Source organism: Acidimicrobiales bacterium (assembly GCA_035536915.1).
Classification (GTDB): domain Bacteria; phylum Actinomycetota; class Acidimicrobiia; order Acidimicrobiales; family JAHWLA01; genus JAHWLA01.
Genome location: DATLNE010000031.1, coordinates 151,675 through 173,944, shown reverse-complemented (window position 1 = coordinate 173,944; position 22,270 = coordinate 151,675). Strand labels below are relative to the sequence as shown.

At 70.4% G+C, this 22,270-nt stretch carries 21 protein-coding genes; 2 read left to right on the top strand and 19 right to left on the bottom strand.

Annotation, left to right across the window (positions count from 1 at the left end; all coding sequences use genetic code 11):
- Positions 1-25: 25 nt before the first annotated feature.
- From VM938_08375 to queA, 19 genes are all read right to left on the bottom strand, one after another.
- On the bottom strand, positions 26-1,048 hold the full coding sequence (locus VM938_08375) for a DUF4388 domain-containing protein (GenBank protein HVF75051.1): 1,023 nt from the start codon (positions 1,046-1,048) through the stop codon (positions 26-28).
- Between the two features lie 54 nt (positions 1,049-1,102).
- The gene (locus tag VM938_08370) at positions 1,103-2,023 is read right to left on the bottom strand and encodes a shikimate dehydrogenase (protein HVF75050.1); all 921 of its coding nucleotides are present in this window, start codon (positions 2,021-2,023) and stop codon (positions 1,103-1,105) included.
- Positions 1,915-2,991: an endolytic transglycosylase MltG gene (gene mltG / locus VM938_08365; protein ID HVF75049.1), complete on the bottom strand. Its 1,077-nt coding sequence runs from the start codon at positions 2,989-2,991 to the stop codon at positions 1,915-1,917. Before mltG ends, VM938_08370 begins: the two co-directional genes overlap by 109 nt.
- A complete protein-coding gene (gene ruvX / locus VM938_08360; protein HVF75048.1) occupies positions 2,988-3,404 on the bottom strand; it encodes a Holliday junction resolvase RuvX in 417 nt (138 codons plus the stop codon). Before ruvX ends, mltG begins: the two co-directional genes overlap by 4 nt.
- A complete protein-coding gene (gene alaS / locus VM938_08355; GenBank protein ID HVF75047.1) occupies positions 3,401-5,980 on the bottom strand; it encodes an alanine--tRNA ligase in 2,580 nt (859 codons plus the stop codon). Before alaS ends, ruvX begins: the two co-directional genes overlap by 4 nt.
- A gap of 28 nt (positions 5,981-6,008) precedes the next feature.
- Complete coding sequence (locus VM938_08350) at positions 6,009-6,248, bottom strand: hypothetical protein (protein ID HVF75046.1); 240 nt, start codon at positions 6,246-6,248, stop codon at positions 6,009-6,011.
- 1 nt (position 6,249) lies between these two features.
- Positions 6,250-6,612: a DUF948 domain-containing protein gene (locus VM938_08345; GenBank protein ID HVF75045.1), complete on the bottom strand. Its 363-nt coding sequence runs from the start codon at positions 6,610-6,612 to the stop codon at positions 6,250-6,252.
- A gap of 70 nt (positions 6,613-6,682) precedes the next feature.
- On the bottom strand, positions 6,683-7,975 hold the full coding sequence (locus VM938_08340) for a replication-associated recombination protein A (protein HVF75044.1): 1,293 nt from the start codon (positions 7,973-7,975) through the stop codon (positions 6,683-6,685).
- 10 nt (positions 7,976-7,985) lie between these two features.
- Positions 7,986-9,497, bottom strand: a complete 1,512-nt coding sequence (locus VM938_08335; protein HVF75043.1) for an ATP-binding protein — start codon at positions 9,495-9,497, stop codon at positions 7,986-7,988.
- 36 nt (positions 9,498-9,533) lie between these two features.
- Positions 9,534-11,258: an aspartate--tRNA ligase gene (gene aspS / locus VM938_08330; protein ID HVF75042.1), complete on the bottom strand. Its 1,725-nt coding sequence runs from the start codon at positions 11,256-11,258 to the stop codon at positions 9,534-9,536.
- Entirely contained in the window at positions 11,255-12,478 is a 1,224-nt protein-coding gene (gene hisS, locus VM938_08325) for a histidine--tRNA ligase (protein HVF75041.1), read from the bottom strand. The genes aspS and hisS overlap by 4 nt, the downstream gene beginning before the upstream one ends.
- A 50-nt stretch (positions 12,479-12,528) precedes the next feature.
- Positions 12,529-12,927 carry a hypothetical protein gene (locus VM938_08320; GenBank protein ID HVF75040.1) on the bottom strand — a complete coding sequence of 133 codons (399 nt, stop codon included), beginning with the start codon at positions 12,925-12,927 and terminating at the stop codon, positions 12,529-12,531.
- 265 nt (positions 12,928-13,192) lie between these two features.
- Entirely contained in the window at positions 13,193-15,379 is a 2,187-nt protein-coding gene (locus VM938_08315) for a bifunctional (p)ppGpp synthetase/guanosine-3',5'-bis(diphosphate) 3'-pyrophosphohydrolase (protein ID HVF75039.1), read from the bottom strand.
- A 6-nt stretch (positions 15,380-15,385) separates the two neighbouring features.
- The gene (locus tag VM938_08310) at positions 15,386-15,916 is read right to left on the bottom strand and encodes an adenine phosphoribosyltransferase (protein HVF75038.1); all 531 of its coding nucleotides are present in this window, start codon (positions 15,914-15,916) and stop codon (positions 15,386-15,388) included.
- A gap of 22 nt (positions 15,917-15,938) precedes the next feature.
- Positions 15,939-17,030 carry a protein translocase subunit SecF gene (gene secF, locus VM938_08305; GenBank protein HVF75037.1) on the bottom strand — a complete coding sequence of 364 codons (1,092 nt, stop codon included), beginning with the start codon at positions 17,028-17,030 and terminating at the stop codon, positions 15,939-15,941.
- The gene (gene secD, locus VM938_08300; GenBank protein ID HVF75036.1) at positions 17,027-18,460 is read right to left on the bottom strand and encodes a protein translocase subunit SecD; all 1,434 of its coding nucleotides are present in this window, start codon (positions 18,458-18,460) and stop codon (positions 17,027-17,029) included. The genes secF and secD overlap by 4 nt, the downstream gene beginning before the upstream one ends.
- Positions 18,460-18,741: a preprotein translocase subunit YajC gene (gene yajC, locus VM938_08295; protein HVF75035.1), complete on the bottom strand. Its 282-nt coding sequence runs from the start codon at positions 18,739-18,741 to the stop codon at positions 18,460-18,462. Before yajC ends, secD begins: the two co-directional genes overlap by 1 nt.
- A 33-nt stretch (positions 18,742-18,774) precedes the next feature.
- Positions 18,775-19,884, bottom strand: coding sequence for a tRNA guanosine(34) transglycosylase Tgt (tgt, locus tag VM938_08290; protein ID HVF75034.1), 1,110 nt, complete (start codon positions 19,882-19,884; stop codon positions 18,775-18,777).
- Positions 19,881-20,879, bottom strand: coding sequence for a tRNA preQ1(34) S-adenosylmethionine ribosyltransferase-isomerase QueA (gene queA / locus VM938_08285; protein HVF75033.1), 999 nt, complete (start codon positions 20,877-20,879; stop codon positions 19,881-19,883). The genes tgt and queA overlap by 4 nt, the downstream gene beginning before the upstream one ends.
- Before the next feature lie 90 nt (positions 20,880-20,969).
- Between queA and VM938_08280 the strand changes: the two genes are divergently transcribed.
- Together VM938_08280 and VM938_08275 are read left to right on the top strand one after the other, a co-directional pair.
- Positions 20,970-22,064 (top strand): RNA polymerase sigma factor, encoded by a 1,095-nt coding sequence (locus VM938_08280; protein HVF75032.1) that lies wholly within the window; start codon positions 20,970-20,972, stop codon positions 22,062-22,064.
- Complete coding sequence (locus VM938_08275; protein ID HVF75031.1) at positions 22,061-22,270, top strand: hypothetical protein; 210 nt, start codon at positions 22,061-22,063, stop codon at positions 22,268-22,270. Before VM938_08280 ends, VM938_08275 begins: the two co-directional genes overlap by 4 nt.

Below are 22,270 nucleotides of genomic sequence, written 5' to 3'. Positions count from 1 at the left end.
GCCACCGGCGGGCAACCGCGATGTCCTAGGTACGCACCGACGAGAGGAACTTGAGCAGGAGGCCGCGGTTGATCGGCTCCTCGGCCTCGGCCGCAGCTGCAGCCGCAGGAACAGGCGTCTCCGCCTCGGGTTCCGGGGCGGGCTGGGGCTCGGGCTCGGCGGCCTGCACCTCGGGTTCGGGCGCCTCGGCGGGCGCTTCCATGGCTGCCACCTGGCGCACGAGCTCGTCGGCTTCGGTGGCGGGCGTCGACTCCAACTGCGCCGCATCGGCGGCAGGCGAGCTGGTCAGGGCCTGGATCTTGGGGCGCTCGCCCGCGGGCGTGGGGTCGAGTTGGACGGGCACGACCGGTGCTTCGGCCACGGGCTCGGGCTCCGGGACGACCTCGGGCTCGGGCTCGGGTTCGGCCGCCACCACAGGCGCAGGCTCAGGTTCCGGCGCAGATTCGGGCTCGACGGCCACGACAGGCGCAGGCTCGGGTTCCGGGGCGGGCGCAGGCGCAGGGGCGGCGGCCCGCTCCTCCACCGTGAGCAGCCCGGCATCGACCAGTTCCTTGAGGGTGCGGCAGGTGTCGAACTCGCCGGTGCCCAGGCGGTCGATGACGGCGCTGACGGTCGGCGACGACGACACGCCGACCAGGGCCCGCCATTGCGGTCCGGTCACCATGACGTGGGGGTGGCTGATGTCGGCAGCCAGCACCACGGCGTGGTCGACCGAGGGGATGATCGCTTCGATCGAACGCCATTCGGCCAGCCGGGCCTGGGCTTCGGCCAGCAGCGGCTCGATGCTCGAAGGCTCAGCGGGGGCGTCGGCCGTCTTCTCGGCGTCGAAGGAGAACTTGCCGGTCTCCAGGCGCAACAGCTCGAAGACGGCATCGACGTAGCCCACGGCTCGGCCCACGTCGGCACCCACCACGGCGCCCGCGTCGAACCACACCCGTCCATCGGTCTTCCCCCCGACCACGCGCAGCTCGCCACTCTTCTTGGTGGCAGCAAGCAGCGCCAGTACGTCGGGGAGAGCAAAGGTTTCCAGCGTTCCGTGCAGTGACACGGGGACCTCCGGCAGCGTTGATCACTGGTTCTTCGGCATTTCCCTTCCCGAACTTCAGCGGGACAGCGCACGAACCGCAGCGGCCGACATGACTTCCAACGGCGGGTCCTCCCCCGTCCACAGCCGGAACGCGTGCGCCGCCTGGTGGATGAGCATGCCCAAGCCGTTGACGGCCACCGCGCCCCGGGCGCGGGCCTCGCTCAGCAGTGGCGTGTGCAGGGGGTGGTACACCAGGTCGGCCACCACCTGGCCTGCCCCCAGGTTGGCGGGGTCGAGCGGCAGGGCGGCGTCGTCGCCCATGCCCACGGGGGTGGCGTTGACCACCAAGTCGGCGCCCGCCGCTTCATCGGCCGTGCCCACCCGGCCGCCCAAGGCGGCGCAGGCGGCCACCCGCTCGGGCGTGCGCCCGACGACCACGACCTCGGCGCCCGCCTCGGCCAGGGCCAGCACCACGGCACGGGCCGCGCCCCCTGCGCCGATCACCAGGCAGCGCTTGCCCGCCGGGTCGAAGCCCTCGTCGAGGCGCAGGGCATCGACGAAGCCGGCTCCGTCGGTGGACTCCCCCACCAGCACCCCGCCCCGCCGTACCACGGTGTTCACCGCGCCGAGGCGTTCGGCCACCGGCGAGAGGCGGTCGACGGCGGCAGCGACGTCCGCTTTGTGGGGCATCGTCACGTTCAGCCCGTCGATGCCGAGGGCTCGCATGCCCTCGACGGCGGCGGCCGCCGACCCCGCGGGCACCTCGAAGGCCAGGTACACCCAGTCGAGGTCCAAGGCCGCGAACGCCGCGTTGTGGAGCGAGGGCGACAGCGAGTGCCGCACGGGGTCGCCGATGACCCCGGCCACCCGAGTGGCCGACGAGACCGTCAGAGGAGCCCCTTGGCCTGGGCCTCGGCCTTGTAGCGGTTGAACTCTGTGATGGTGACGGCGAAGGCGTGGCGGCCGTCGCGGTCGGCCAGGACGTAGAACAGCCACGGCCCCGGCGTCGGGTTGAGCGCCGCTTCCAGCGACGACCGGCCCGGCGAGGCGATCGGCGTGGGCGGCAGGCCCTTGAGCTTGCGGGTGTTGTAGGGGTTGTCGGAGGCCAAGTCGCTCTGGCGCAGCGGCTCCGTGGGACGGTTGAGCCCGTAGCGCAGGGTGGCGTCGATGCCCAGGGTCTCGCCCTTCTTGATGCGGTTGTAGATGACGGTGGCCACCTTGCCCCGCTCCTCGGCGATCTTGGCCTCCTCCTCGATCATGGAGGCGACGATGATCGTCTGGTACGGGGTCAGGCCCACCTTCGACTGCGACTGGTCGAGGCCCAGCTGCGAGGCGGCCGCGTCGAAGGCCTCCACCATGCGGCGCAGGATGACCAGTTCGTCGTCCTTGGGGTCGAACTCGTAGGTTTCCGGCCACAGGAAGCCTTCGAGGTTGGTGCCGTTGTCGGGCTGGAACTGCGAACGCACCTGGCCGCCCTTGGCCAGCTCCAGGAAGCGGTCGCGGCTGCGGCCTTGCAGCTTGCCCACCCGCTCGGCGATCTGGTTGAGGGTGAGCCCCTCGGGGATGGTGAGGCGCACCACCTGCGCCTCGGGGCCTGTGTCGAGGGCGTCGACCACCTTGCTGTAGGGCGAGTTGCGCTGGAGGGTGTAGTCGCCCGCCTTGAAGGGGCCGCCCCCTGTGAAGCGCACGTAGACGGAGAACAGGCGGGCGCTCGACACCACGCCCTTGTCGTCGAGGATGGCGGCGATGCGCTGGGTCGACGAGCCCATGGGGATGCTGACGGCCACGTCCTCGCCGCCGGAGGAGCCGTTGACCTGGTTGAGCACGTAAGCGCCCGCGGCGCCCGCGAGGAGAACAGCGATGACGGCCAAGGCGAGCACCACGCGCAGCACCTTGCGCCCGCCGCCGCGCCGCTCGGGGGGCATGGGCTCGTAGACGGCTTCGTCGTCGTAGAGGGTCGTCATCGGTGGGCGTCCAGCCACGCTTGGAGCAGGATTGCAGCGGCCACCTTGTCGACGACGCGGCGGCGGGCGTCGGCCTTCATGCGCATCTCCATCATCGACCTGTCCGCGCTCACCGTAGTCAGCCGCTCGTCCCAGGTCTCAACCGGCACACCGACGACGGCGGCCAGTTCGTCCACCTCGGCCTCGGCCGCCTGGGCAGCGGGGCCCTTCTCGCCCGACAGCGACAGCGGCAGGCCGACGACGACCCGTTCGGCCTCGGTCTCGGCCACGATGGCCGCGATGGCCCGGTGGTCGGCCTGGCGGTCGCGGCCCTGGCGTTGGAGGACGGTGTAGGGCGAGGCGATGGTGCCGGTGGCGTCGCTGGTGGCCACGCCGATTCGCTTGCTCCCGAGGTCGATTCCGACGACCCTCACCCGATGCCGAGGGCGCTGCGCACGACCTCGAGGGCGCGGTCGATGCCCGAGACGTCCTTGCCACCCGCCACGGCCACGTCGCCCTTGCCACCGCCACCGCCACCGACCGCCTTGGCCGCCTCGGCCAGGAGGGGGCCGGCCTGCAGGCCGGAGTCCTTGGCCGTGGCAGCCACCAATGCCACCCGTTCGCCGTCGGGCGTGCCCACGAGGACGACGGCCCGCACGCCCGGCTGCTCGCGGATGGCGAGGGCGAGGTCGCGCAGTTGGTCCTGGGCCAAGCCGTCGCGCCGTAGCACCACGCACCCGTCGACGGCGTCGGCCGCCAGCGCACCCGATTCGGCCTTGGCCACCTGGGCGCGCAACGCCTTGAGCTCGTCCTCCAGTGACTTCTGGCGCTGGATGGTGCGCAGCACGGCATCGGGCAGCTCTTCGGGCTTGGCCCGGAGCAGGTCGGCCGCCTGTTCGATCAGCCGCTCTTCTTGGCGGAAGTGCTCCAGGGTGGCCTCGCCGGTGAGGGCGAAGATGCGGCGCATGTTGGACCCGATCGAGCTCTCGGAGAGGACCTTGACCGGGCCGATCATGCCCAAGGCGCCGACATGGGTGCCGCCGCACAGTTCCATGGAACGGGTGCCCGCCTCGACGATGCGCACGAAGTCGCCGTACTTGTCGCCGAAGAAGGCGATGGCGCCGAGCTGCTCGGCCTGTTCCTTGGAGGTCTCGTAGGACCGCACCGGCTCGTTGGCCAGGATGCGCTGGTTCACCATGTGCTCGATCTGCGCCAGGTCGTCGTCGCTCACCGGCGAGTGGTGGCTGAAGTCGAAGCGCAGGTAGTCGGGCGCCACCAGCGAGCCCTGCTGCTTCACGTGGCTGCCCAACACCTCGCGTAGCGCCCAGTGCAGGAGGTGGGTGCCGGTGTGGTTGCGGCGGATCGACTCACGGCGCTCGGTGTCGATGCAGGCGGTGGCCTCCTGGCCCGCGGTGATCTCGCCCTCGATCAGTTCGGCGGTGTGGCGGTGGAGGCCGGGCAGGGCGTAGGTGGTGTCGAGCACCCGGGCCGTGCCGGTGGGCGTGGTGACGGTGCCGGTGTCGCCCACCTGGCCGCCGCCTTCGGCGTAGAACGGGGTGCGGTCGAGGAAGACCTCGACTTGGTCGCCGTTGGGGATGACGGCCAGGACGCGGGCCTTCGACTCGTGCTCCGCGTAGCCGGTGAACTCGGTGGTGCCGAACTCCTCCACGATGTCGCGGTAGAGCTCGACGGCCACGTCATTGCCGCCGCCCGCCGCCTTGCGGTCCTCCTTGGCCCGGCGCCGCTGCTCCTGCATCGAGTCCTCGAACCCAGGCAGGTCGACCTCGACGCCCCGCTCCTCGGCGATCTCCTTGGTCAGCTCGATGGGGAAGCCGAAGGTGTCGTGCAGGCGGAAGGCCGCTTCGCCCGAGACCCGGCGGGCCTTGGCGATCTCCTCGTCGAGGATGGCCGAGCCCGACTTCAGGGTCTGACGGAAGCGCTCTTCCTCCCGGGTCACCACGTCGAGCACGAAGTCGTGGTTGCGCGACAGCTCGGGCCACGCCTCGCCCAGGGTGTCGACGGTGGCGTCGACCAGGGTGGGCGTCACCAGCTTGTCGACGCCCAGTTGGAAGGCGTGGCGCACGGCCCGACGGATGATGCGGCGCAGCACGTAGCCCCGGTCCTCGTTGGAGGGGAACACCCCGTCGCTGACCAGGAAGCTCATGGCCCGGGCGTGGTCGCCCATGATGCGCAGGCTGATGTCGGTGCGCTCGTCGTCGCCGTAGCGGCGGCCGGTGATGCCCTCGGCGGCGGCCACCATGGGCCGCATGAGCTCGGTCTCGAACACCGAGTAGCCGCCTTGCAGGATCGGCAGGATGCGCTCGAAGCCTGCGCCGGTGTCGATGTTCTTCTTGGGCAACTCGACCAGGCTCTTGTCGGGCATGCGGTTGTACTGCATGAAGACCAGGTTCCAGATCTCCACGAAGCGGTCTTCGCCGCCGTGGAGGGGGCCGCCGTCGGGGCCGTAGTCGGGGCCGAGGTCGTAGTAGATCTCCGAGCACGGGCCGCACGGGCCGGGGCCGTACTTGTCGCCCATGGCCCACCAGTTGTCCTCGTCGCCGAGGCGCTGGATGCGCTCTTGGGGGACGCCGACCAAGCGGAGCCACATGTCGGCCGCCTCGTCGTCGCTCTCGTGGACGGTGACCCACAGGCGGTCGGGGTGGAAGCCGAGCACCTCGGTCACCAGCTCCCAGGCGAACGGGAGGGCGCCTTCCTTGAAGTAGTCGCCGAAGCTGAAGTTGCCCAGCATCTCGAAGAACGTGCAGTGCCGGGCGGTGGTGCCGATGATGTCGATGTCGAGGGTGCGGAAGCACTTCTGCACGGTGGTGGCCCGAGGGAACGGCGCCGCCTCGTCGCCCAGGAAGTAGGGCTTGAACTGCACCATGCCTGCCACGGTGAACAGCACCGTCTTGTCGTGCGGGATCAGGCTCGACGAGGGGACGTGCGTGTGCCCGCGCTCCACGAAGAAGTCGACGAAGGCCTTGCGGAGGGCGGAGGCGGTGGCGTCCATGGCGAACACCGAGCCTACCGGGGGGTGGTTACCTGTTCGGCTCTATTCGGGCCCGCAGGTCGGCTTCGGCCTCCCGCATGCCCTCCACCGCCTCTGTGGCCGCCGCCCGCAGGTCTGTGCCGAACTCCTTGAGGGCGCTGCCCAGGTCCGCGCTGACCCGCTCCGGGGAGTACCGGTTGACGGTCTCCTTGACGAAGCGGGTGAGCCAGAAGCTGACCCCGAAGCCGAAGCCCGCGCCGACCACCAGCCAGAACAGTCGCTTGAACATTTCAGCGCGGGGTGGTGCGGCGGAGGCGGCGGGCGGCCCGGCCGGTGCCGCTGGCCAGGGCGAGGACCTTGATGACCGGGTTGGAGAAGGCCAGGTAGGCCAGCCTGCTGGCCGAGTCGACGGTGGCGCCCACGGACTCGGCCGTGGTGAGCAGGGAGTCGACCCGGGTGAGTTCGGCGTTGGCCGTGCCCACCGTGGTGCGCAGGTCGTGGAGGACAGGAAGGGTCTCCCGCCGCAGGTCCTCGACCGCGGTGCGCAGGGTGCCCAGGGTGCGGGTCAGCGCCACCAAGGCGAACAGGAGGGCGACGACGGCGACCACCAGTGCCACCGACGCGATAACGGCTGCGACTTCCCCACCGCTCATAGCCGGGTGACACTAATCGCCCGGCGCTGAGCCGCCAGTTGTGCGCGGCGTACCGCGCACAACTGGCAAGTCAGTCGGTGATGCCGCGGCGCTCCTGCCAGCGGCGGGCGATGTCGGCCTCCCGCCCGTGGGGTGACGGCTCGTAGTAGGTGCGGTCGGCCACCTCGTCGGGCCGGTACTCCTGCTCCACCCACCCGCGGGGGTCGTCGTGGGGGTAGCGATAGCCCACGCCGTGGCCGAGCTTCTTGGCGCTCTTGTAGTGGGAGTCGCGCAACTGGGGAGGCACCGGCCCGGCGGGCCGTTCGCGCACGTCGGCCTGGGCGGCGCCCAGGGCGGTGATGACCGAGTTCGACTTGGGCGCCGTGGCCAAGTGGATGACCGCCTGCGCCAGGTTCAGCTGCGCCTCGGGCAGCCCCACGAACTCCACGGCCCGGGCGGCGGCGTCGGCCACCAGCAGCGACATGGGGTCGGCCATGCCCACGTCCTCCGACGCCAGGATCACCAGCCGGCGGGCGATGAACCGGGCGTCCTCACCGGCGGCCAGCATGCGGGCCAGCCAGTAGAGGCCGCCGTCGACGTCGGAGCCGCGGATGCTCTTGATGAAGGCGGAAACGATGTCGTAGTGGTCGTCGCGTTCGTAGCGCAGGGCGCGGGCCGACCGGGCCGCTTCCACGTCGGCCAACGACACGGCGCCGTCGGCCAGGGCCAACGCCACCTCCAGGGTGGTGAGCGCGGCCCGGGCGTCGCCGTCGACCAGGTTCACGATGAAGTCGAGCGCGTCGTCGTCGGCCGTCGCCCCCTCGGCGGCCAGCGCCCGGTCGAGGATCGACCGCAGTGCCTCTGGCGACAGCGGCTCCAGCCGGAACAAGGTCGAGCGGCTCAGCAGCGGGGCGTTCACCTCGAAGTACGGGTTCTCGGTGGTGGCCCCCACCAGCGTCAGCGTGCCGTCCTCCACCGATGGCAGGAGCGCGTCCTGCTGCGACTTGTTGAAGCGGTGGACCTCGTCGAGGAACAAGATCGTGCCCCGTCCGTTCTCGGCCAGGCGGCGACGAGCGGCCTCCACCACCTCGCGCACGTCCTTCACCCCTGCGGTGACCGCCGACAGCGGCACGAACACCCGGCTGGTGGCATCGGCGATGAGCCGGGCCAGGGTGGTCTTGCCGGTGCCCGGCGGGCCCCACAGGATGATCGACGACAGGCGGTCCGACTCGATGAGCGCCCGCAAGGGGGCGCCGGCCCCGAGCAGGTGCTCCTGGCCCGCCACCTCGTCGATCGACCGGGGGCGCATGCGGGCGGCCAGCGGCGCCTGCTGGGCCAGGCGTTCGTCGAGGGCGGCAGCAAAGAGGTCGTCGGGCGCCGTCACGGCGCCGACGCTACGCCTCCTGCGCGGTGCAGGGCAGCAGCACCCGGAAGGCAGCGCCGCCGCCGTCCCGAGGCGTCACCCACACGCGGCCGCCTTGGGCCTCGACCAACGAGCGCACCATGTAGAGGCCGAGCCCCATGCCCGGCGAGAACGCCCCGGGGCCTCGCTTGAAGCGCTCGAAGATGCGCTCGGCGTCGTCGGGGTCGACGCCGCGCCCACGGTCGAGCACCGAGACAAGGGCCGACGGCATGTCGCCGTCGAGCACGGCGGCCACCTCGATGGTCACGTTGCCCCCGCCATGCGTGTGGGCGTTGTCGACCAGGTTGGTGAACACCCGCTCCAGGCTGGGGCGGTCGCCCAGCACCACCAGGTGGGGCACCACGCCGAGGCGGACCTCTCGCTCGGCCGCCGCCTGCACGCGCTGCACCTCTTCGAGCAGGAGCCGCACGTCGAGGGGGACGATGCCGACCTCGTCGACGGCGCCCGCCCGCTGCACGTCGAGCACGTCTTCGATGAGGGCGAGCAGGCGCTGGCCTTGGCGTTCGATCATCTGCAGGAACTCGGCCGTCACTTCGGCGGGCAGTTCCTTGCGCTGCATGGTGCGGGTGCAGCCCATGATCGAGGTCAGCGGCGTGCGCAGTTCGTGGCTGACGGTGGCGATGAACTCCGACTTCATGCGGTCGAGCTCGAGCAGTTCGGCCACGTGCACCCGTTCCGCCTCGTACAGGCGGGCGTTGGCGATGGCGACCGCCGCGTGGTCGGCGAAGAGCGTCAGCGCCCGCAGGTCGTACTCAGTGAACACCCGCTCACGGCTGCCGTTGACGTTGAGCACGCCCAGCAGTTCGTCCCGGTTGAGCAGGGGGACGCTCATGGCGCTCTCCACCGCGATTCGGCGCGACGACTCCACCCGTCCGTTGATCAGCATGGGTTCGCGCAGCAGCGCCACCTGGCCGGAGATGCCGTCGCCCATGGCTACGTGCGCGTCGAAGGCCGACGGGTTGCCCTGCTCGGACACCACTCGCAGCTGGTCGCCGTCGAAGAGCATGACCGAACCGCTGGAGCCTTCGAGCAGCTCGGTGGCGCTCGACAGGATGATCCCGAGCACCTGGTCGAGGTCGAGGACGGAGTTCACCGCCTTGCCCACCTCGCAGAGCATGGCCAGCTCCTTGAGGCGGTTCGACAGGGCGGCAGTCAGCACCCGTTCGTCCATGAGCAGGCGGGTCAGCTTGCGGAGGTGGCGTTCCTTCTCCAGCACGTAGGCGGCGAGCACCACGGTGACGCCGAGCACGGCGACTCGGAAGGCGGGTTGCTTGACGACATCGGCCGCCTCCTTGTTGATGCTCAGGAGGATGACGGCGATGGCCATGCACACCATGGCCAGGAAGGCGACCGTCCACAGTTCGGAGCGGCGGCGCTCGACGGCCTCCAACGAGGGCGTGGTGAAGTTGCGGATGCCGACGATGCGCGCCTCGTGGGCGAAGCGCTCGTCGCGCAGGCGCGTCGCCACCTCGTCGGTTGTCACACAAGGGCTATCGGAACGATGGCCCCTCGCGTTGACCTAGTTCTGCGGCGGGGGCAGCAAGCGGATGCCCAACTCGGTGAGCTGCTTGGGGTCGATCTCGCTGGGCGCGCCGGTAAGGGGGTCGAGGCCCGACTGGGTCTTGGGGAAGGCGATGACCTCCCGGATGTTCTCCTCGCCGCAGAGGATGGCGACCAAGCGGTCGATGCCGAAGGCGAAGCCCGCGTGCGGCGGGGCGCCGTAGCGGAAGGCGTCGAGCAGGAAGCCGAACTTGGCCTGGGCCTCTTCGGCGCCGATGCCCAGTAGGCCGAAGATGCGCTGCTGCACGTCGCCCCGGTGGATCCGCACGCTGCCCGAGCCCAGTTCCCAGCCGTTGACGACGAGGTCGTAGGCCTGGCTGCGCACGGCCAGCGGGTCGGTGTCGAGCTTCTCCATGTCGTCGGGGTGCGGCATGGTGAACGGGTGGTGGGCGGGGACGGGCTTGCCCGTGGCCTCGTCGACGGCCTCGAACAGGGGGAAGTCGGTCACCCAAAGAAAGTGGAAACCGCCTTCGTTGACGGGGGGCTTGCCCAGTTCCAGGCGGAGCAGGCCGAGCACGTGCTGGGCGGTGCGGCGCTCGTCGGCCACCAGCAGCAGGAGGTCGCCGGGCTGGGCTTCAAGGGTCGAGGCGATGCCCTGCAGCTCGTCGTCGCTGAGGAACTTGGCCACCGGCGAGTCGAGGGTGTTGCCGTCGGCCACGCGCATCCAGACCAGGCCCTTGGCGCCGAAGCGCTTGGCCATGTCGGTGAGGGCGTCGAGGCGGTTGCGGGTGGCCTGCCCTTCGCCGGGCACGCGGATGCCCTTGACGCAGGCGGCCTTGAAGGCGTTGAACTCGGTGGCGGCGAAGACCGGCGTGAGCTCGACCAGTTCCATGCCGAAACGCACGTCGGGCTTGTCGCTGCCGAAGCGCTCGGCCGCCTCCGCATGCGTCATGCGGGGCACTTCGGACGGGCGTGTGCCGGTGGCTGCCTCGGTGGCGTCGGCCACCGCCTCGGAGATGGCGGCGAAGACGTCCTCCTGGGTGGCGAAGCTCATTTCGGCGTCGAGCTGCATGAACTCGAACTGCCGATCGGCGCGCAGGTCCTCGTCCCTGAGGCAGCGGGCGATCTGGTAGTACCGATCGATGCCGCCCACCATGCTGAGCTGCTTGAACAGCTGCGGGCTCTGGGGCAGGGCGTAGAAGCTGCCGGGCTTGAGGCGGCTGGGCACCACGAAGTCGCGGGCGCCTTCCGGGGTGGAGGCGATGAGCATGGGCGTCTCGATCTCCACGAAGCCCTGGCGCTCCATGGCCTTGCGGATGGCGCTGTTCACCTTGGCCCGGGTGCGCAGGTTGCGCTGCATGCGGTCGCGGCGCAGGTCGAGGTAGCGGTGGCGCAGGCGGACGGTCTCGTCGGCCTCGATGCGGTCGGTGATGGGGAACGGGGGCGGCTCGGCGGTCGACAGCACCTCGACGTCGCAGTCGCCGACCTCGACCTCGCCGGTGGGCAGGTTGGGGTTGGTGGTGCCTTCGGGGCGGTGGCGGACGGTGCCGGTGACCTTGAGGACGTACTCGTTGCGGATGTCGTGGGCGCCGTCGACCACGCACTGCACGAGGCCGGTGTGATCGCGCAGGTCGACGAAGGCCAGGTGCTCGCCGTGCTCCCGGCGCCGGCCTACCCAGCCGCACAGGGTGACGGTGCGCCCGACGTGCTCGGGAGTCAGGGTGCCGCAGTAGTCGGTCCTCATAGTCGCTTTCTCACGTGGTCGACGACAGTCTCGGCGGTGACGGGCTCGCGCTCGCCGTCGCTGGTGCGCAGGGTCCAGCCGTCGGGCTCGATGTTCAAGGTCAGGGGCGCGCCGCTGCGGGTGGCTGCTTTCATCTGCGACTTCCAGCTGCGGTTGTCGAAGGCGCGGTCGGCCCGGATGCCGTGCTGCCGGAGGGCGGAGGTGGCGTCGCGGGCGGCGTCGCCCCCGGTGGTGTCGACCACGAAGACGTCGAGGGTGGTGGCCGGGGTCGGGAAGACGCCTTCGGCGTCGCAGGCCAGCAGGATGCGCTCGATGCCCGCGCCGAAGCCGATGCCCGGCGTGGGCGGGCCGCCGAGGGATTCGGCCAGGCCGTCATAGCGCCCGCCGCCGCCGACGGCGTCCTGGGCGCTGTCGAGCGCGGTGGCGGCGAACTCGAAGGTGGTGCGGGTGTAGTAGTCGAGGCCTCGCACCAGGCGGGGGTCGGGCGTGTAGGCGATGGCAAGGGCGCTGAGCCCGCGCTGCACTCGGTCGTAGTGGGCCTTGCACGGGTCACACAGGTGGTCGACCTGGAGGGGGGCGTCGGCCGAGGCGGCGCGGCAGGGGTCGCGCTTGCAGTCGAGGATGCGCAGCGGGTTGTCGTCGATGCGGTCCTTGTGCTCGTCGCACAAGGACTGGGTGCGGAAGTGGGCGGCGAGGGCGTCGCGGTAGGCGGGGCGGCAGATGGCGTCGCCCAGGCTGTTCAGCTTGAGGGTGACCTGCTGCAGGCCGAGCCGGGCGTAGAAGCCCGACAGCAGGGCGACGACCTCGACATCGAGGTCGGGGTCCTCGGTGCCAAGGACCTCGACGCCGACTTGGTGGTGCTGGCGGTAGCGGCCCGCCTGCGGGCGCTCGTAGCGGAAGTTGGGGCCGGCGTACCAGGCCTTGAACGGCGGGGTGGGCCGGTGCTGCACGTAGGCCCGCACCACGCTGGCCGTGCCCTCGGGGCGCAAGGCGATGCGGCGGCCGCCTTTGTCGTCGAAGTCGTACATCTCCTTGCGGACGACGTCGGTGGACTCCCCCACCCGCTGGAAGACGCCGATGTCCTCGAACATGGGGCTGACCACGAGGCCGTAGCCCGCCCGGCCGACGTGGTCGGCAAAGGCAGCCACGAGCCGCTCGTAGCGAGCGGACTGGGGCGGCAACACGTCGAAGGTGCCAGGCGGCGCCTGGAAGTCGGGCACGGCCGGAGGTTAGTTGCCCGGCCGTGCCGTCCTTCGTGGGTAAAGCGTCGTTACACGCCGCTGGTCAGCGTCACACAGGGTGCGTCGTACCGGCCGCCGGGGATGTCGCCCGGGTAGTAGGTCATGATCCCGACGCACAGCTCGTAGCCGTGGCTCTGGGTGACGACGAAGCTTCCTGCAGCCGCCGCCGTGCCGCGGTTCTGGAGCGTCGTCAACTGGTAGTGACGGCCGGTGCTCTTGTCGCGGATCGAGCACAGGGGGTCCATCCGGCGAGGTTGGACCTCGATGAGCACCAGTGTTACGTTGCACGTGGCGCTGATCGTCGTAGCGAGCCCGTTTGTGACGTCGGTCTCGACTGCCTCGCCCGCCAGCACGTAGTACGCGCCGATGCCGAGCAGGGTGTTTGTGACTGTCGCTTTGCGCGGGCCTGCCCCGGCATCACTGGCCATGGCCGGAGAGACCAAACCGACTACCGCCGCGAGCGTCGTAGCCGCGACCCCAAGCTTGCGAAACATGTTGAGCCCTTTCATCGCTGTCGTCACGCCGATTGGCTGACGAGCGATACACGCTCCTCGGAGGAAATGATTTCAGGGCTGGGCTTAGGAGCCGAGCCGATAGGCGAGGCGACAAAACGAGCACAGCGCCTGTCTCGGCGGCCGTAGGCCGTCGAGAACGACCTACGGCGAGCGGCGGGCGACCTATCCGCGCAACTCCTTATGCGCCCTTCCCGGGGACGATGCGGTAGGCGTCGTAGACCGAGTCGATGCGCTTGACCGATGTGATCATCGAGTCGAGGTGCGACGGGTCGGCCAGCTCGAAGTCGAAGCGCATGCGGCTCACCCGGTCGGCGCCCACGTGGGTGGACGAACCCAGGATGTTCACGTGGTGCTCGGACAGCACCCTGGTCACATCCGCCAGCAGGCGGGCCCGGTCGAGCGCCTTCACCTCGATCGACGCCACGAACACGCCGCCCCGGTCGCGGTCCCACTCCACCTCGATGATGCGATCGGTCAGCGCCAGCGCGTTGGCGCAGTCGGACCGGTGCACCGACACACCCCGCCCTCGGGTCACGAAGCCGATGATCTCGTCGCCCGGCACCGGGGTGCAGCAGCGCGACAGCCGCACCATCACGTCGTCGAGCCCCTCGACGTGCACGCCCACCGACTTGCGCCGCGACGGCCGGCGGGGCGAGCGCGCCGTCGTGGGCAGCTGTTCTTCGTGGTCGCCGCCCCGCAGCTCGCGAGCGACCCGCTGGGCGATCGACTTGGCCGAGGCGTGGCCGTCGCCGATCGCCGCGTGCAGCGCGTCGATGTCGACGTAGTTCATCGTCTCGGCCAGCTTCAGCAGCACCGGTGACGACGCCAGCTTCTGGACCGGCAATCCTTCCTTGCGCAACGCCTTCGACAGCTCGTCGCGGCCCATCTCGATGGCGTCCTCGCGGCGCTCACGGGAGAACCACTGGCGGATCTTGTTGCGGGCCCGGGGCGTGACGACGATCTTCAACCAGTCGCGCGACGGCCCGGCCGACGGCACCTTGGAGGTGAAGATCTCGACGGTGTCGCCCGAGTGCAGCTTGGAGTCGAGGGGCGCCAGCCGGCCGTTCACCCGGGCGCCGATGCAGCGGTGCCCCACGTCGGTGTGAATGGAGTAGGCGAAGTCGACGGGCGTGGCGCCCGCGGGCATCGTCACCACGTCGCCCTTGGGGGTGAAGACGAAGACCTCGTCCTGCTCCAGGTCGAGCTTCAGCGTCTCCAAGAACTCCGCCGGGTTGTTGGTCTCGGACTGCCAGTCGACGATCCGCTGCAGCCAGGCCACGTCGGCGGGCGCCTGCTCCTTGTAGCCCCAGTGGGCGGCGATGCCGAACTCGGCCCGGTGGTGCATCTCCCGGGTGCGGATCTGCACCTCCAGCGGCTTGCCCTGGGGCCCCACCACCGTGGTGTGCAACGACTGGTAGAGGTTGAACTTGGGCATGGCGATGTAGTCCTTGAACCGCCCCTGCACCGGCTTCCACGTGGCGTGGATGGAGCCCAGCGCGGCGTAACAGTCCTTGACCGAGTCGACCAGCACCCGGATGCCGACGAGGTCGTAGATCTCGTCGAACTCCTTGCCCTTGACGACCATCTTCTCGTAGATGGACCACAGGTGCTTGGGCCGGCCGGTGACTTCCCCGTCGATGCGCAGCTCTGACAGGCGGTCGCGCACCTGCTCCAACACCTGAGCCAGGTAGATCTCGCGCTCCGGCGCCCGCATGGCCACCATCTGCTCGATCTCGGCGTAGCGCTTGGGGTACAGGGCGGCGAAGGCCAGGTCCTCCAACTGCCACTTCATCTCCTGGATGCCGAGGCGGTGCGCCAGCGGCGCGTAGATGTCGATGGTCTCCTGGGCCGTGCGCCGCTGCTTGAACTCCGGCATGGCGGCGATCGTCCGCATGTTGTGGAGGCGGTCGGCCAGCTTGATGATCAGGACTCGCCAGTCCTTGGCCATCGCCACCAGCATCTTGCGCATGGAGGCGGCCTGCTGGGCTTCCTTGGAGTCGAAGCGCACCCGGTCGAGCTTGGTCACGCCGTCGACGATGGCGGCCACCACCGAGCCGAACTCCGCCGACACGTCGTCGACGGTGACGCCGGTGTCCTCCACGGCGTCGTGCAGCAGGGCCGAGGCGATCGTCACGTCGTCGAGGCCGAGCTCGGCCACGATGGTCGCCACCGCGATGGGGTGGTGGATGTAGGGCTCGCCCGACTTGCGCACCTGGGTGGCGTGCGCCCGGTCGGCGGCCTCGAAGGCCCGCAGGATGAGGCTGACGTCGGCCTTGGGGTGACGGGACCGGTAGGCGTGCAGCAGCGGCCCGAGGATGCCTTCGTCGGGGGCCGCCTGTCGGCGCCAGGGCAGGACCGTTGCCACCGCCTGTTACCCGAAATCCATCAGGGACACGATCTCGTGCCCTGCCAGCTTGGACCGGCCGCCGAGGAAGCCCAGTTCGATGGCGAAGCCGAGCCCGACCACCTCGCCGCCCAACTTCTCGACCAGCCGCACAGTGGCCTCGGCGGTGCCGCCGGTGGCCAACACGTCGTCGATGACCAATGCCCGCTCCCCCGGCGCCACGGCGTCGGAGTGGACCTCCAGCGAGTCGGTGCCGTACTCGAGCACGTACTCCTGCTTCTCCACCGACCACGGCAGCTTGCCTGCCTTGCGCACGGGCACGAACCCGGCGCCCAACCGGTAGGCGACGGGGGCGGCGATGATGAAGCCGCGGGCCTCGACGCCGAGCACCTTGTCGACCTGCGACTCGGCAAAGGCGTCGGCCAGCTCGTCGACCGTGGCCTGGAATGCTTCGGCGTCGCCCAGCAGGGGCGTGATGTCCTTGAACACCACGCCGGGCTTGGGGAAATCAGGGATGTCGCGGATGTGCTCCTTGAGCCAGCCGGCGTCGTATCCCATCGCCCCAAGGTACTACCGGCTGCTACCGACGCTTGCCCTTCTTGCGGGGCCGCGGCGGGGTGCGAGGCGCAGCTGTGGTGGGCCGCAAGGGCGTGTCGCCGCCGTCGCCGCCCAAGGCGGCGGCTGCCGCCGCCGGGGTCAACGGCGCACCTGTGCCGCCGCGGGCCAACACCCGCTCCTTGATCGAGGCATACCGCGGCTCGCGCTCCTTGAGCAGGGCCAGCAGCGGCGAAGCGATGAAGATCGACGAGTACGCCGAGGCGGTGAGGCCGATGAGCAGCGCCAGGGCAAAGTCCTGCAGGGTGGTGGCGCCGAGGACGAAGCCGCCCACGACCAGCAACGACAGGATCGGCAGCAAGGCGGTGATCGAGGTGTTGAGCGAGCGCATCAGCACCTGGTTGAGCGACAGGTTCACCATGTCGCCGTAGGTCATGCGGCCCGACGCCGCCAGCCCGCGGGTGTTCTCATCGACCTTGTCGAACACCACGATGCCGTCGTAGATCGAGTAGCCGAGGATGGTCAGGCCCGCGATGACGGTGGCCGGGGTGACCTCGAAGCCCGACAGGGAGTACGCCCCGACGGTGACCAGGATGTCGTGCACGAGCGCGACAAGGGTGGCCACCGCCATCTTCCACTCGAAGCGCAACGAGATGTAGATGGTGATGGCGATGAGGAAGACGATCAGGGCCTGTCGGGCCTTGTTGGTGATCTCCTCGCCCCACGAGGGGCCCACCTCGTTGAGGTTGACCTGGTTGGTCGGGACCTTGGCGAGGTCCGCCAAGGCCTGGGTCACCTGGGCCGACTTGGCCGGGTCGCTGGCGGACTCCTGCACCCGGATCAGGTCGTCGCCGATGATCTGGATCTTGGCGTCGCCCATGCCGACGGGCCGCAGTGCATCGCGAGCCTCCGACACCGACACGCCAGGTGCCCGTACCTCCCAGGCCGTGCCGCCTTCGAAGTCGATGCCGAAGTTGAGCCCGCGGGTGAACAACGAGACCATGCCGATGGCGATGACGGCCAGCGAGAGCAGGAACCACAGCTTCATGCGGCTGACGAAGCGGATGGACGTCTCGCCGTTGTAGAGACGGGACCAGATGCTGCGCTGCTGGCTCACGATGCACCTCCGGCCGGCGTGGCCGCCAAGCCCCGCGCCACCCCGAGCCATCGAGCCTCGGTGAACAGCCGGTTACGGCCGAGCAGGACGACGAGGGGACGGGTGAAGAACCAGGCCACCACCACGTCGAGCAGGGTGGACAGGCCGAGGAAGAAGGCGAAGCCGCGCACCGACCCGACGGTGAGGATGAACAGCAGGGCGGCGCCGATGAACGAGGCGATGTCGGCGGCCAGGATGGTGCGGAAGGCCCGGGAGAACCCACGGTCGACCGACGATCGGATCGTCTTGCCGGAACGGATCTCGTCTTTCAACCGTTCGAAATAGACGACGTAGCTGTCGACGGTCACGCCCACCGAGATGATGATGCCGACGGCGCCCGAAAGGCTCAGCGCCAGGCCACTGGTCTCGCCCAGGAACGACACGATCGTCCACATCAAGGTGCCCCAGATGGTGAGGCCGAACAGCACGACGAGGCCGAGCGCCCGGTAGTACAGGACCATGTAGAGCAGCACCAGGGCCAGGCCCGCCAACCCCGCGATGATGCCCGCCCGCAGGGAGTCCTTGCCCAGGCTGGCCGAGACCCGCTGGGTGGACTGCGGCTCCAATTCGACGGGCAAGGCGCCGTAGCGCAGCACCAGGGCGAGGTCTTTGGCCTCGCGCTCGGTGAAGTCGCCGCTGATCTGGCCCTTGCCGTTGAAGTCGGCCTGCTGGATGACCGGCGCCGACTGCACCACCCCGTCGAGCACGATGGCGATCTGGCGCTGCAGGTACTTGGCGGCCATGGCGTCGAACTGCTCGGCGCCCTCGCCGGTGAGCTCGAAGTCGACCGCCCACTGGCCCGCCTCGGCGGTGAAGTTGGCTCGGGCCGTCGCCACCGCCCGACCGGTCATCTCGGCAGCGCCGAGCTGGTAGCGCCGGACCACGCGGCCCTCGTCGAGCTCGGGCAGGACGACCGGCTTGTCGGGCAGGTCCTCCTCGCGCGTCGTGGTCGGCACTGTGGCCGGGTTCATCGTCGTGGTGGTGGTAGCCGCCGGGTCGGCCGGGGCCGTGCTCGACGTGGTGGGCGGCGGTGCGTTCTCCGGCGGCAGTTCGCCCACCACCGGGCGGAACCGCAGCTCGGCCGTCTGGCCCACGATCTCCAAGGCCCGGTCGGCATCCTTTACGCCGGGGAGCTGCACGACGATGTTGTCGCCCAGGCGGCTGATGTCGGGCTCGGCCACGCCGAGGGCGTCGACCCGGTTGCGAATGATCTCGATCGACTGGTTGAGGACCCCACGGGTGGCCGGGTCCTTGGGCTGGAGCACCACGGAGGTGCCGCCCTGCAGGTCGAGGCCCAACTGCGGCGAGTTACCCACCGCCAGGGTGGCCACGAACGCCCCCAGCGCGATCACCACGATGGCGATCAGCGATCCAACCGTCCCCCGACGCATCAGCCTTCGTCCCCTTCGTAGCCCCGCGTTTCGCCCGCCTCGGCCTTACGGCTCACCGCGGGCCGAACCAGGGTGAGCACCGTACCCGGTGCCACCTCGATGCGGGCCTCTTCCTCGTCGAGCCCGACGATGGTGCCTTTGATGCCGCCGATGGTGACCACGCGGTCGCCCACCGCCAGGGTGGCGACCAGGTCTCGCTGGCGGCGAACTCGCTGCTGTTGCGGCCGGATCAAGAGCAGCCACATCAGCGCGACAAGGATGAGAAGAGGAAGGGCTTCCACGGCGCGGGGCAGGTTAGCAGTGGGGTGTGACAGTTAAGCGGTGGGCGCCGCGTCCCACACGGCGGCGACGCCTGCACGAAATGTCGGGAACGTGCCCGCGACCACGGCATCCCGGGCCGCTCGCACCAGGCCGATGGTCCACGCCAGGTTGTGCACGGTGAGCAGGTGCAGGGCCGTCAGCTCACCCACTTGCAGCAGGTGGCGGAGATAGGCGCGGGACCAGCGGGCGCACACCCGGCACCCGCACGCGGGGTCGAGGGGGCCGTCGTCGCGGGCGAACGCGGCGTTGCGCAACTGCAGCCGCCCGGCCGAGGTCAACACGCTGCCGTGCCGGGCGAGGCGGGTGGGCAGCACGCAGTCGAACATGTCGACGCCCATCCCGATGGCGTCGACCAGGTTCAAGGCGTCCCCCACCCCCATGAGGTAGCGCGGCCGGTCACGCGGCAGCTCGGCCAGGGCGGCATCCAACGCCGGCAGCATCTCCGCCCGGGGCTCCCCCACCGACAACCCGCCGATGCCGTACCCGTCGAAGTCGAGTTCGACCGTGCGCTGGGCGCTCTCGCCCCGCAGCACCGGGTCGACGCCACCCTGCACGATGCCGAACAGCGCCTGCCCTTCGCGGCGAGGCGCGGTGCGGGCCCGGGCCGCCCACGCCGCCGTGCGCTCCACGGCCAGCCGCACCACCCCGGGCGGCGACGGCAACGGCGGGCACACGTCGAGCACCATCTGGATGTCGGCGCCGATCTGCGACTGCACCCGCACTGCGTCCTCCGGGGTGAGCCGGTGCGACGACCCGTCGTACGTCGAGCGGAACGTCACGCCGTCGTCGTCGACCTTGGGCTTGAGGGAGAAGACCTGGAAGCCGCCGGAGTCGGTCAGCGTGTGGCCCGTCCACCCCGAGAAGGCGCCGAGGCCGCCCAGCGACTCCACCAACTCGGCGCCGGGCCGCAGCATGAGGTGGTAGGTGTTGCCCAGCACCACCTCTACGCCGAGGTCGTCGAGGTCGGCCGACGAGACCGCCCGCACCGAGCCCTTGGTGCCCACCGGCATGAAGCACGGGGTGTGGAACGTCCCCCGGGCCGTGGTGACGACGCCCGCCCGGGCCGCGCCGTCGAGCGCCTCGATGTCGATGGCGAGGGTCACGGGCGGCGGCTCACAAGCATGGCGTCGCCGAAGGAGAGGAACCGGTAGCCCTCGGCCAGCGCCTCGTCGTACAGCGTCCGCCACCCGGGGCCGCAGAAGGCCTCGAGCAGGACGAGCAGGGTCGAACGGGGCAGGTGGAAGTTGGTGAGCAGCACGTCGACCACCTTGAACGGGTAGTCGCCCGAGATGAACAGGTCGGTGCGCCCTTCCATCTCGCCCCGGGCGGCGGCCGACTCCAGCGCCCGCACCGACGTGGTGCCCACGGCCACCACCCGCCGAGCCGCGGCGCAGGCGTCCAGAGTCTCGGCGGGCACCGTGTAGCGCTCGGAGTGCATGACGTGGTCCTCGACCGCCTCGGTGGCGATGGGCCGGAAGGTGTCGAGGCCGACCACCAGCTCGACCCGGGCCAGTCCGACCCCCTTGGCCGCGCACCGGTCGAGCACGTCGCGGCTCAGGTGGAGGCCCGCCGTGGGCGCCGCCACCGAGCCCGGCCGGGCGGCGTACACCGTCTGGTAGCGCTCGGGGTCGGCCAACGCCTCGGTGATGTACGGGGGCAGCGGCACGGTGCCGTGGCGGTCGGGGTCGTCGAGCAGGGTGACGAGCCGCCTGCCGTCGTCGCCCACGGGCTCACCCACCTCCACCACAGCAGTGCCGTCGTTGCCGAACAGGCGGGTGCCGGGCGGCAGGCGTCGCCCCGGCCGCACCAGGGCCTCCCACGCCAGCGACGAGGGGCCGGCCGGTTCGAGCAGCAGCACCTCGGCCGCACCGCCGGTCTCCTTGTGCAGGTGGAGGCGGGCCGGGCGCACCCGGGTGTCGTTGACGACGAGCAGGTCGCCGGGCTCCAGCAGGTCGGGCAGGTCGCGCACGTGGCGGTGCTGGGGCGGGGCGCCGGCGTCGAGCGACACCAGTAGGCGCGCCGCATCCCGGGGCTCGACGGGTTGCTGGGCAATTGCCTCCGGGGGCAACTGGTACTCGAAAGCATCGACGCGGGTCACGGCATGAGCGAGACTAGAGAGGAACTACCACCCTCTGCGGCGAACCAAGCTCGCAGGGGTCAGCTCGAGCAGCAGTACTGGGGTGAGGCGATGGCACTTCGCGCCGATGATGTGGACCTCTGCCGCGACCGCGACCTCGTCGTTCGTTCGCAAGCAGGAGACGACGGCGCGTTCGAAGACCTGTACCGCCGGTACTTCGGACGCCTGTACCGCTCCTGCGTGCGCCGACTGCACGACCCGCACGCTGCGGAGGAAGTGGCGCAAGAGGCATTTGCGCGGGCCTACCGAGCGCTGCCTCGCCTGGGGGGCGAGCGCAAGTTCTACCCCTGGCTGAGCGTGATCGCTGCTCGCCTCTGCACCGACGAGTTCCGCCGCCGGGCGCGCAGCGAGCCCGCCGCGGTCATCGACCTGGGCGCCTGGGAGGGCGACCACGACCGGGTTATCCGCGCCGTCGATGCCGAGATGCTCAACCAGGCCATGGCCCGGTTGACGCCGCGCCACCGCGACGTCCTGTCGCTGCGCGAACACCACGGGTGGTCGTACCAGCACATCGCCGAGCACCTCGGCGTGAACCTGGGGACGGTCGAAGCCTTGCTGCACCGGGCCCGCAAGGCCCTCAAACGAGAGTTCGACGTGCTGGCCGGCCCCGACGCCGTGCCCGTGGCTGCCGGTATCGGCCTCGGCTGGTTCGGGCGGAAGATGGCGGCCCTGCGGCTCAAGCTGCGGGTCGACGAGTGGAGCGTGCCGTCGTGGGCGCCCACCGTGGGCAACGCCATGGCGGCTGCTGCCGTGGTGGTGGGGTCGACGACCATGCTCACCGGCGGAGGCAACACGCAGGCGTCTGCCGTGACCATGTCACCGGCGGCCGCCGTCGCCGTCGCCCCCACCGCCGCCTCCTCGCCTGCGGCGGTCCCGTCGGCACCTGCGACGACGTCGCGGGCCGACGTCCCGGCCGCCACGCCCAAGCAACCCGGCAAGGAACGGGGTGGGTCGGCCGTGCCCCCTGTCGGACTGGGCACACAGGACGTCGGTGTCGACAACGGCATCGAACGCACACAGGAACAAGAGGTGAACAACGGCGCCGACGGCGTCGCCTACCTCGGAGCGAACCCCACAGGCGCCGCCGACGAAGTTGTGCTGACGGCAGGCGACTACGTGGACGACCTCAGAAAGGACTCCGAATGACCAAGCGTGTGGTCTTCATCCTGGGCGCCGCCTTCGCCGCCCTTTCCGCAGGCGTGGTGCCCGCTCTGGCCGACACCGCCGGGCGCTCCGGCACAGACTGGGCCTGCGTCGTGGTGGTCGAAGCCGACCTGGGCATCTGCCAGCAGAACCCGCTGCCCGACGAGCTCTCGGTGCCCAAAGAGGCCCGGGTACTGCCGCCCAAGTAG

Coding starts and splice junctions, on each gene's coding strand:
- mltG (HVF75049.1), bottom strand. CDS start 2,991: ATGACGACCCTCTACGACGACGAAGCCGTCTACGAGCCCATGCCCCCC.
- alaS (HVF75047.1), bottom strand. CDS start 5,980: ATGGACGCCACCGCCTCCGCCCTCCGCAAGGCCTTCGTCGACTTCTTC.
- VM938_08350 (HVF75046.1), bottom strand. CDS start 6,248: ATGTTCAAGCGACTGTTCTGGCTGGTGGTCGGCGCGGGCTTCGGCTTC.
- VM938_08345 (HVF75045.1), bottom strand. CDS start 6,612: ATGAGCGGTGGGGAAGTCGCAGCCGTTATCGCGTCGGTGGCACTGGTG.
- aspS (HVF75042.1), bottom strand. CDS start 11,258: ATGAGGACCGACTACTGCGGCACCCTGACTCCCGAGCACGTCGGGCGC.
- VM938_08320 (HVF75040.1), bottom strand. CDS start 12,927: ATGGCCAGTGATGCCGGGGCAGGCCCGCGCAAAGCGACAGTCACAAAC.
- VM938_08310 (HVF75038.1), bottom strand. CDS start 15,916: ATGGGATACGACGCCGGCTGGCTCAAGGAGCACATCCGCGACATCCCT.
- secD (HVF75036.1), bottom strand. CDS start 18,460: ATGCGTCGGGGGACGGTTGGATCGCTGATCGCCATCGTGGTGATCGCG.
- VM938_08280 (HVF75032.1), top strand. CDS start 20,970: ATGGCACTTCGCGCCGATGATGTGGACCTCTGCCGCGACCGCGACCTC.
- VM938_08275 (HVF75031.1), top strand. CDS start 22,061: ATGACCAAGCGTGTGGTCTTCATCCTGGGCGCCGCCTTCGCCGCCCTT.